This window comes from Kitasatospora sp. NPDC034533 (genome assembly GCF_055575155.1).
The window spans coordinates 139,524-148,851 of record NZ_JBVITE010000003.1; the positions used below are offsets into that span (position 1 = coordinate 139,524).

The window sequence follows — 9,328 nt, forward strand, 5'->3', positions numbered from 1 at the left end:
TATGAGAGAAAATGTCGGAATCAGTCGTCGGGCCCTGCTCAAGGCCCTCCCCACGGCCGCCCTCGCGGCCACCGCCGACGGCATCCTCGTCCTCCCCTCGGCGGCGGCCGCGGCCTCCTTCCCGCAGCCGGCCGTACGGCGCCCGCAGGCACCCGCCGGGGCGGCGCAGACGGCCGGCGGGAGACCGCGGGCGGTGCTCGAACAGACGCTTGACGTGCGGTTCACGGACACCGACATCCCCGGCTACGGGACGGCCACCACGCGCACCTACAACGGGACCGTCCCCGGGCCGACCCTGCGGGTGCGCGCCGGGGACGTCCTGCGGCTGAGGCAGATCAACGGCCTGCCGCCCGACCGCCCCCACCGCGGGAGCCACAACCGCCCGCACCACCTGAACACCTTCAACCTGCACACCCACGGCCTGCACGTCTCCCCGTCCGGGAACGCGGACAACATCCTGCGCGAGTTCCGGCCGCGCACCGCCGACGAGGTCGAGGCCGGCGCCCCGGAGCCGGAGTACCTGACCACCGTCGAGATCCCGGACGGCCACCCGGCCGGGACCTACTGGTACCACCCCCACGTGCACGGCTCCACCGCCGTGCAGATCGCCGGGGGGATGGCCGGGGTCATCATCGTCGAGGGCGACGTCGACGAGGTGCCGGAGATCGCGGCCGCCGCCGACCTGGTCGTGTGCGTCAACGAACTCCGGCTCAAGGACGGGGAGGTCCCCGCGTTCACCTCCGGCGACGCGCTGGCCGCCGTCGCGCCGACCTTCACCGTCAACGGCGAGGTCAACCCCACCCTGGTGCTGCGTCCGGGCGAGGTCCAGCGCTGGCGGTTGGTGGCGGCCCTCGCGTTCACCACGCTCGCGCTCCAGGTGACGGACGGCGACGGCGAGCTGACGCTGTACCAGATCGCCCAGGACGGCATCACCTTCCCCGCGCCGGTCGCCGCCACGACGCTGGTCATGGCCCCCGGCAACCGCGCCGACGTGCTGGTGCTGGGCGGCGACCCCGGGACGTACGAGCTGCGGGCCGAGGGCGTGTCCGCCCCGCTGATGACGGTCCGGGTCTCGGGGGAGGCCGTCCAGCCGCCGATGCGGCTGCCGGAGGCGCTGCCGCAGGGCAAGCCGTTCCTCGACGAGGACGACGTCGCCGACCCGGACGACGACCGCAGGGTGGTGTTCCACGTCGACGCGGGCGTCTTCCCCAGGCCGTTCCCCAACGCCTACCGCATCCTCGGCAGCAACCCGACCCCCGCGGCCGACCCCGACGGCGACCTCACCAGTGACCCCGCCTACGGCCTGTTCGACCCGGACTACGTCAACCACACCCTGGAACTCGACGCCGTCGAACGCTGGACCGTCCACACCGACGACGACCGGCCGGTCTTCCACCACTCCTTCCACCTGCACACCAACCACTTCCTCGTCACCCACCGCAACGGCGAGCGGCTCGACCCCCCGGTGTGGCACGACACCATCAGCCTGGCGGGCGGGAGGCCGGGCGACACCTTCACCTTCCTGGTCAAGTACGAGGACTTCACCGGCCGCACCGTGCTGCACTGCCACCAGCTCCAGCACGAGGACCTCGGGATGATGCAGCTGATCGACTACGTCGAGCCGCGACGGCCGAAGGCCGGTTCGCCCGGCTCGGGACACCACGGCCGCCCGGGCCGCCCTGGTCGCCCGGGCCGGCGGGGCTGAGCGGGCTGAGCAGGCGGGACGGGCGGCAGGGAAGGCCCGCGGGGTTCGGCCGTCGGCCGCCGGTATCCGGTCAACTCGGCAACCCGGCAGGTGGAGTTCGGTGGATCGCAGGCGCACGGGAGGCGGCCGGCCCTAGGCTCGTCCGGACACCGTGGTGCGAGGGGGAGTGCTGTGACCCGCAGGCCCGTCCGGCGACGCCGGCCGATCGCCGTCCGTCTGGTGCGCCGGGCGGCCAGGCGCCATCCGGCGGCGGTGGGCGTGGCCGCACTGGTCGCGCTCGCCCTGGTCCTGCTGGCGCTCCAGTGGATGGCCCACCACCTGCTGCTGGTCGGCGCGTTGCTGGCCCTTGGCGCGGGGGCCGGGGTCGCCGTGCGGCGCGCCCGGGTGCGGACCAGGCAGCGGGAGCTGGACGCGCGGACCGCCGGACTGCGGCACATCGGCCCGTTCCTGGCGATGACCCCGAAGGCCTTCGAGCACGCGCTGGCGGACCTGTGCCGCCGGGACGGCTGCACGGCGGTGACGGTGGTCGGCGGCTCCGGCGACCTCGCGGCGGACGTGCTGGCCACCACCCCCACCGGGCAGCGGATCCTCATCCAGGCGAAGCGGTACGGGCCGCGGACCTTCGTCGGCTCCCGGGACGTCCAGACGGTCAACGGGACCTACCGCGACATACACCGCTGCGACCTGGCCGCCGTGGTGACGACCAGTTCCTTCACCAAGGCCGCCGCCGCGTTCTGCTCCCGGGTCGGCATCCGCACCGTCGACCGGCGCGCGCTCGCCCTGTGGGCGGACGGGCGGGGCAAGCCGCCCTGGGCCTGACGCCAAGGGGGGTGGGTCTGGACCCACCCCCGCCGGGGGCGCAGGTGGATTCCGCCGGTGTCCCGCCGTTCCTAGCGTTGATCACGAGCCGCCCGTCGCCGGGCGGCCGTGACGACGCGGGGAGGACGAGGTGCCGGGAAGTACGGCGGGGACGGGACGGGAGGCCCCGGCGCTGCGGCTGTCGGGGCTGCGCAAGCGGTTCGGGTCGCACACCGCGGTGGACGGGGTGGACCTGGTGGTCCCGCGTGGGTCCTGCTACGGGCTGGTGGGGCCCAACGGCGCGGGGAAGACCACCGCGCTGTCGATGGCCGTCGGGCTGCTGCGGCCGGACGCCGGGAGCTCCGAGATCCTCGGGGCGGACGTGTGGAGCGACCCGGTGCGGGCCAAGGCGCTGGTCGGGGTGCTGCCCGACGGCATGATGCTGCCCGAGCGGCTGACCGGGCGCGAACTGCTCCACTACCTGGGCCGGTTGCGCGGTCTGCCGGCCGCCACCGCGGACGCCCGGGCCGAGGAACTGCTCGCCGTGCTGGAACTCGACGGGGCCGAGCGCACCCCCGTCATCGACTACTCCACGGGGATGCGCAAGAAGATCGGCCTGGCCACCGCCCTGTTGCACGCCCCCCGGCTGCTGGTCCTGGACGAGCCCTTCGAGGCCGTCGACCCGCTGTCCGCCGCGACCATCCGGGTCATCCTGCGGCGCTTCGTCGCCTCCGGCGGCTCGCTGGTGCTGTCCAGCCACGTGATGGCCCTGGTCGAACGGTTCTGCGACCACGTCGGGGTGATCGCCGCGGGCCGGGTCCTGGCGGCCGGACCGGTGGACGAGGTCCGCGCCGGACGCGGCCTGGAGGAGGCCTTCGTCGAGCTGGTCGGGGCAGGGACCGGGGGAGCGGAGGGGCTGTCGTGGTTGGCGTCCTGACCGGGATGAAACTGGCCGTCCTGCGGCGGTCGATGTCCGGCCCCCGGGCCGCGAGCCTGGTCCTCGGGGCGGTCACCGGCCTCCTCGCGGCCGTCGGCACCGCGCTGCTGGGCCTGGCGGACTTCCCCACCCCCGAGGCCGGGACCGGCGTGATCGCCGCCGTACTGCTGGTCTGGACGGCCGGCTGGGCGCTCGGACCGACCGTCACCGGCGGGGACCCGACCCTGCGGCTCGACTACTTCACCCTGGTGCCGTGGCGCCCGCGCGCCCTCGCGCTCGGAATGCTCGGCGCCTCCTTCGTCGGCGTCACCCCGCTGGTCAGCCTGGTCGCCTTCACCGTGCTGCTCGTCTTCGGCGCGGGGCTGGGGCCGCTGCCCGCCCTGGTCGCCGTCCCCGCGCTGCTGCTGCACCTGCTGTTCGTGGTGGTGCTGTCCAAGCTCACCCTGCGGATCCTCGGCGGCGCGGCCCGCGCGCGGCTCGGCCGGGAGCTGGCCGCGCTGCTGCTCGGCCTGGTCATCGGCTTCCTCAACACCGGCTGGTTCGCGATCGGCTTCTTCGTGCGGCTGCTCACCGGCGAGTGGGCGGGCGGCGTGGGCACCGCCGTACGGCTGCTGCCCTCGGGCTGGTCGGTGGTCGCGGTGGACGCCGCCCGGCGCGGGGACTGGGCGCTGGTGGCGGCCTGCCTCGGCGGACTGCTCGCCCTCTGCTTCCTGCTGTTCGACGTCTGGGCCGCCCTGCTGGCCCGGCAGTCGGCGCGCGGCACGGCCGCCGGGGGTCGCACGGCGGCCGTCGGACGGCTGGCCGCCCGTCCGCGGGCCGTCCCGTTGAGGGCGCTCCCCGACACCCCCACCGGCGCCGTCCTCGGCAAGGAACTGCGCCTGTGGGCGCGCGACCCGCGCCGGGCCCGCGCCCTGCGGGCCGCGCTGTGGACCGGCGTGTCCACCGGCCTGCTCCCGCTGCTCGGCGGCTTCGACGCCCTGGTGCCGTGGACCGGCGTGGTCACCGCGCTGTTCGCCGGCTCGCTGGGCGCCAACCTGTACGGCCTGGACGCCGGAGCGCTCTGGCTGACCCTGGTCGTACCCGGCGCCGAACGGGTCGACGTCCGGGCCCGGCAGCTGGCCTGGCTGATCGTCGTGGGCCCGGCCGCGCTGCTGCTCACCCTGGCCGCGAGCGCCGCCGTCCCGCCCGGGCGGGCCTGGCCGTGGCTGCTCGCCGCCCTGCCCGCCGTCCTCGGCGCCGGCGCCGGACTGGTGCCGCTGACGTCCCTGCTCGGCCCGGCGCCCGCCCCCGACCTGCCCGGCGGCAACCCGCTGGACGCCCTCGGCGACGAGAGCGCCGACCAGGGCCGGATGCAGGGCCTGGCCGTCCTGCTGCTCCAACTGCTCGCCGCCCTGCCCGCCGTCGGCGTCGTCCTGGCCGGCACCCTGCTGCCCAGCGCGCCGCTGCGCTGGGCCGGGGCGGTGGTGGGCCTCGGCACCGGCCTGCTGTCCGCGTGGTGGCTCGGCCGGGCCGCCCGGCGACGGCTGGAGACCAGCGGGCCGGAACTGCTCGACGCACTGCGCAAGGGCGCCCGGCGGCCCCCGGCGGAGCGGGACGACCCGGACCGGCTGTCGGGCGGCCGCGCCGCGGCGGTCGGACTGCTGACCACCGCGGGGATACTGGGCGTCGCCCCGCAGGGCGCGGTGGCGATGACGATGGCGTTCCTCCTGCCGGACAACCGGAGCTGGTTCGCGGCCATGTACCTTCCCCCGGACTGGCGGGCGCCGGCGGCGGGCGGGTTCGTCCTGCTCGGCGCGGGGCTGCTGGTCGCGGCGCACCGGCTGAACCGGGGGGCGGCGCACGCCGGGTCCGCCGCGCCCGTCGACCGCGCGGCGTCCGTCGACCCCTCAGAGCCGGAGACCCCGTGAGCAGTCCGCAGTCCGCAGGAGTCCGAGCGCTGGGCCCGGCCGCCCGGGCGCTCGGGCGCCTCGCCGTCCTGGCCCTGCTGACACCGGCCGGGGCCGCGCTGGGCGCGCTCGTGCTGCTCGCCGCCGTTCTCTGGTGCGGGCTCGGGCTGTTCCCCTTCGCCCTGCTGACCGTCCGGCTGCTCCGCCGCGCGGCCGAGGCCGCCCGCCGCGTGGCCGGGCACTGGTCCCAGGTGCCCGTACCGTCGCCCTACCGGCCGCGCCCCGGGCTGGAACGCACCCTGCACGGCTGGTTCTGGACCGGCCACGACTACCACCGGAACCGCCGGTTCGCGAGCATGGCCCGCAACCTCCGCTGGATCTGGAAGGACCCGGCGACCTGGCGCGACATCCTGTGGGCCCTCACCGACCCGGTGGTCGGCGGAGGCATCGCCGCCGCGCCCCCGCTGCTGGTCGGCTACGGCCTGTACGGGCTCGCGCAGCCCCTGCTGCCGGCGCCCGGCCCCGGCTACGACCTGCTCCCGCTGAGCGACGTCCTCGCCCCGCCGCTCGGCCTGGCCCTGGCGGCGGGCGGCCTCGCCCTCGCCCGGCCCGCGCTGCGCCTGCACGGCCGGTGGACCCGCCTCCTGCTCGGCCCCACCGAACGCGCCCGGCTGGCCCGGCGGGTCGAGCAGCTCACCGAGATCCGGCTGGACGCCACCGAGGCCCAGGCCGCCGAACTGCGCCGGATCGAACGGGACCTGCACGACGGCGCGCAGGCCCGGCTGGTCGCCGTGAGCCTGCGCCTCGGCGCCGTCGCGGCGCTGATCGACCGCGACCCGCAGCAGGCGAAGCGGGTGGTGACGGACGCCCAGGAGAACGTCACCCAGGCCCTCCAGGAACTGCGCGACCTGGTGCGCGGCATCCACCCGCCGGTGCTCGCCGAACGCGGCCTCGCCGAAGGCGTGCGGGCGCTGGCGCTGGACGTCCCGCTGGAGGTCGAGGTCCGAGCCGACCTGGCCGGGCGGGCGGAGGCTCCGGTGGAGTCGGCGGTCTACTTCGCCGTCAGCGAGGCGCTCACCAACGCCGTCAGGCACGGCGACGCCCGGCACGCCACCGTGCACCTCGCCCACGCCGCCGGACTGCTGCGCGCCGAAGTCACCGACGACGGCCGGGGCGGCGCCGACCCCGCCCGGGGCAGCGGCCTGCGGGGCATCCGGCGCAGGCTGGCGGCGTTCGACGGTACGCTCACGCTGACCAGCCCCCCGGGGGGTCCGACCCGGCTGATCATGGAGCTACCGTGCGTGTTGTCCTCGCCGAGGACCTCGTCCTGCTGAGGGACGGCCTCTCGCTGCTGCTCGGCGCCCACGGGCACGAGGTCGTCGCCGCGGTGGAGAGCGGCCCGGAGCTGGCCGCCGCACTCGCCGAGCACCGACCCGACATCGCGGTGGTCGACGTCCGGCTGCCGCCCACCTACTCCGACGAGGGCCTCCAGGTGGCGCTCGCCGCCCGCCGTGAACGGCCCGGCCTGCCCGTCCTGGTCCTCTCCCAGCACGTCGAACAGCTCTACGCCCGGGAACTGATCGCCGACGGCACCGGCGGCGTCGGCTACCTGCTCAAGGACCGCGTCGCCAAGGCCGACCAGTTCGTCGACGCCGTCCACACCGTGGCCGCCGGCGGCACCGTGATGGACCCCCAGGTCATCGCCCGGCTGCTCGCCCGCAACGCCTACGACGAGCCGCTCGCCCTGCTCACCCCGAGGGAGCGCGAGGTCCTCGCGATGATGGCCGAGGGCCGCTCCAACGCGGCGATCGCCCAGCGGCTGCACTTCAGCGAGGGGGCCGTCAGCAAGCACACCTCCAGCATCTTCGCCAAGCTCGGCCTGGGGGCGTCCGACGACGACAACCGCCGGGTGCTCGCGGTGCTCGCCTACCTCGACGGCACCCGCGCGGGCTGAGCGGGCGGGGTGCCATCACCCCCGGTCACCGCGCCGCTACGATGGGCCACCGCCGGCGGGTGCGGGGGTGGGCCCGCCGGGCCGACCGACGACCCGACAGGAGCGCTCCCGTGGCCGTACCCACCACCTTCGACCAGCACGTCACCGGCTACAGCCTTCCGCACGCCTACTGGCTGGCCAAGGCCTCCGATCTCGCCTACAAGGACGAGGCCACCATCGAGGAGCAGGCGCACGCCTGGGGGTTCGGCACCGTGCGCCACCACCAGACGCGCTTCACCCCGCCGTTCCCCCTCCAGGACACCCAGGCCTACACCATGGCCGGTGACCACATGATCGTCACCGCCTTCCGGGGCACCGAGCCCGCGCAGATCCGCGACTGGCTCACCGACGCCACCACCCCGCCCTGGCCGGGGCCCGCCCGCACGGGCTTCGTGCACTACGGCTTCGCCGAGGCGCTCGAATCGATCCACCCGGGCGTCGCCAAGGCCATCTCCGACCTGCGGACCGACAACCAGACGGTGTGGTTCACCGGCCACAGCCTCGGCGGGGCCCTGGCCATGCTGGTCGCCGCCCGGCTCGACCTGGAGGACCCGCGCCTGGCCGCCGACGGCGTCTACACCTTCGGCCAGCCCCGGACCTGTGACCGGCTGCTCGCCGCCGCGTACGACAAGGGGCTGAAGGGGCGCACCTTCCGCTTCGTCCACGGCAACGACATCGTGCCCGAGCTGCCCCCGGAGCCCGCCTTCACCCACGTCCAGGCGCTGCGCCACATCGACGACGCGGGCCGGATCCAGGAGAGGACGGGGCTGGTCGCCGGGCTGACCGACCGGGCCAAGGGCCTGGGCGCCGCGGCGTTCTCGCCGGACGGCGAGGGCATCCGCGACCACCTGATGCGCAGTTACCTGGCCGCGCTGGAGAAGAGCCTGGCCTGACCGCCGCGGCTTCGGGCGCGCCCGCCGCCGGCCCCGGTCCGCCGGGTCCGGCCGGGCGCGCCGTCGCGTGCGGGGAACCCGCCCGGTGATCATGGACGGATAGGCTGCCGTGATGTCAGGTCCTCAGGGAGAGGGCGTAGCTGATGAGGATCGGTGGTGTACGGACATGATGGGACCGGCGCATTCGCTGTCGGGCGCGGCCGCGTGGCTCGGGGTGGGGGCGGCTGCGGCCGGGCTGGGGGAGCCGATGCCCTGGCCGGTCCTGCTCGCGGGCGCGCTGATCTGCGCGGGGGCGGCGCTGGCGCCGGACCTGGACCACAAGGCGGCGACGATATCCAGGGCGTTCGGGCCGGTGTCCCGGGCGCTCTGCGAGGTGATCGACAACCTCTCGTACGCCGTCTACAAGGCCACCCGGGGCAAGGGCGACCCGCGCCGCTCGGGCGGCCACCGGACGCTGACCCACACCTGGCTCTGGGCGGTGCTGTGCGGGGCGGGCGCCGCGGCGGTGGCCGGGTACGGGGGCCGCTGGGGCGTGCTGGTGGTGCTGTTCGTGCACATGGTGCTGGCGATCGAGGGGCTGCTGTGGCGCCACGCCCGGGTCTCCAGCGACGTCCTGGTGTGGCTGCTGGGGGCCGCCAGCGCCTGGATGCTCGCCGAGGTCCTCGACAAGCCCGGCAACGGCTCGCAGTGGCTGTTCGAGGAGCCCGGTCAGGAGTACCTGTGGATCGGGCTGCCGATCGCGCTCGGCGCGCTGGTGCACTGCCTGGGCGACGCGCTGACCGTCTCGGGCTGCCCGGTGCTGTGGCCGATACCGGTCGGGCGCAGGCGCTGGTACCCGGTCGGGCCGCCGAAGGGCATGCGGTTCCGGGCCGGCAGCTGGGTGGAGATCAAGGTGCTGACCCCGGTCTTCATGGGCGTCGGCGGCGTCTGCGCGGCCGGGGCGCTCGGGTTCTTCGGCAGCAGCTGAGGCGACCGCCGCCCGGGGGAGCGACCGGCCGGGCGCGGAGGGGGGGGGGGGGGGGGGGGGGGGGGGGGGGAGGGGGGAGGGGGAAGCCTGGAGGGGTGGTTCCCGGGCCGCAAGGGGCGGGTGACACACATATTCAATGGGGTGTGGTT

Annotated in this window: 8 protein-coding genes; all 8 read left to right on the forward strand. The window is 75.6% G+C overall.

Annotated elements, in window-relative coordinates:
• Position 1 precedes the first annotated feature (1 nt).
• The 8 genes from ACZ55U_RS03605 to ACZ55U_RS03640 all read left to right on the forward strand — a co-directional run bounded on the left by ACZ55U_RS03605 (position 2) and on the right by ACZ55U_RS03640 (position 9,179).
• Entirely contained in the window at positions 2–1,705 is a 1,704-nt protein-coding gene (locus ACZ55U_RS03605; RefSeq protein ID WP_465521995.1) for a multicopper oxidase family protein, read from the forward strand.
• A gap of 171 nt (positions 1,706–1,876) precedes the next feature.
• The gene (locus ACZ55U_RS03610) at positions 1,877–2,524 is read left to right on the forward strand and encodes a restriction endonuclease (RefSeq protein ID WP_465521997.1); all 648 of its coding nucleotides are present in this window, start codon (positions 1,877–1,879) and stop codon (positions 2,522–2,524) included.
• Positions 2,525–2,654: 130 nt separating this feature from the next.
• On the forward strand, positions 2,655–3,440 hold the full coding sequence (locus ACZ55U_RS03615) for an ABC transporter ATP-binding protein (RefSeq protein WP_465521999.1): 786 nt from the start codon (positions 2,655–2,657) through the stop codon (positions 3,438–3,440).
• Entirely contained in the window at positions 3,425–5,347 is a 1,923-nt protein-coding gene (locus tag ACZ55U_RS03620; protein WP_465522001.1) for a hypothetical protein, read from the forward strand. The genes ACZ55U_RS03615 and ACZ55U_RS03620 overlap by 16 nt, the downstream gene beginning before the upstream one ends.
• Complete coding sequence (locus ACZ55U_RS03625) at positions 5,344–6,660, forward strand: sensor histidine kinase (protein ID WP_465522003.1); 1,317 nt, start codon at positions 5,344–5,346, stop codon at positions 6,658–6,660. Before ACZ55U_RS03620 ends, ACZ55U_RS03625 begins: the two co-directional genes overlap by 4 nt.
• Positions 6,624–7,280 (forward strand): LuxR C-terminal-related transcriptional regulator, encoded by a 657-nt coding sequence (locus ACZ55U_RS03630; RefSeq protein WP_465522005.1) that lies wholly within the window; start codon positions 6,624–6,626, stop codon positions 7,278–7,280. The genes ACZ55U_RS03625 and ACZ55U_RS03630 overlap by 37 nt, the downstream gene beginning before the upstream one ends.
• Positions 7,281–7,390: 110 nt before the next feature.
• Positions 7,391–8,212: a lipase family protein gene (locus tag ACZ55U_RS03635; RefSeq protein WP_465522007.1), complete on the forward strand. Its 822-nt coding sequence runs from the start codon at positions 7,391–7,393 to the stop codon at positions 8,210–8,212.
• A gap of 166 nt (positions 8,213–8,378) precedes the next feature.
• Positions 8,379–9,179 (forward strand): metal-dependent hydrolase, encoded by an 801-nt coding sequence (locus ACZ55U_RS03640; RefSeq protein WP_465522009.1) that lies wholly within the window; start codon positions 8,379–8,381, stop codon positions 9,177–9,179.
• Positions 9,180–9,328 lie beyond the last annotated feature (149 nt).

Excerpts from the sequence above, each read along its gene's own strand:
- ACZ55U_RS03605 (WP_465521995.1), top strand. The coding sequence starts at position 2 with ATGAGAGAAAATGTCGGAATCAGTCGTCGGGCCCTGCTCAAGGCCCTC.
- ACZ55U_RS03640 (WP_465522009.1), top strand. The coding sequence starts at position 8,379 with ATGATGGGACCGGCGCATTCGCTGTCGGGCGCGGCCGCGTGGCTCGGG.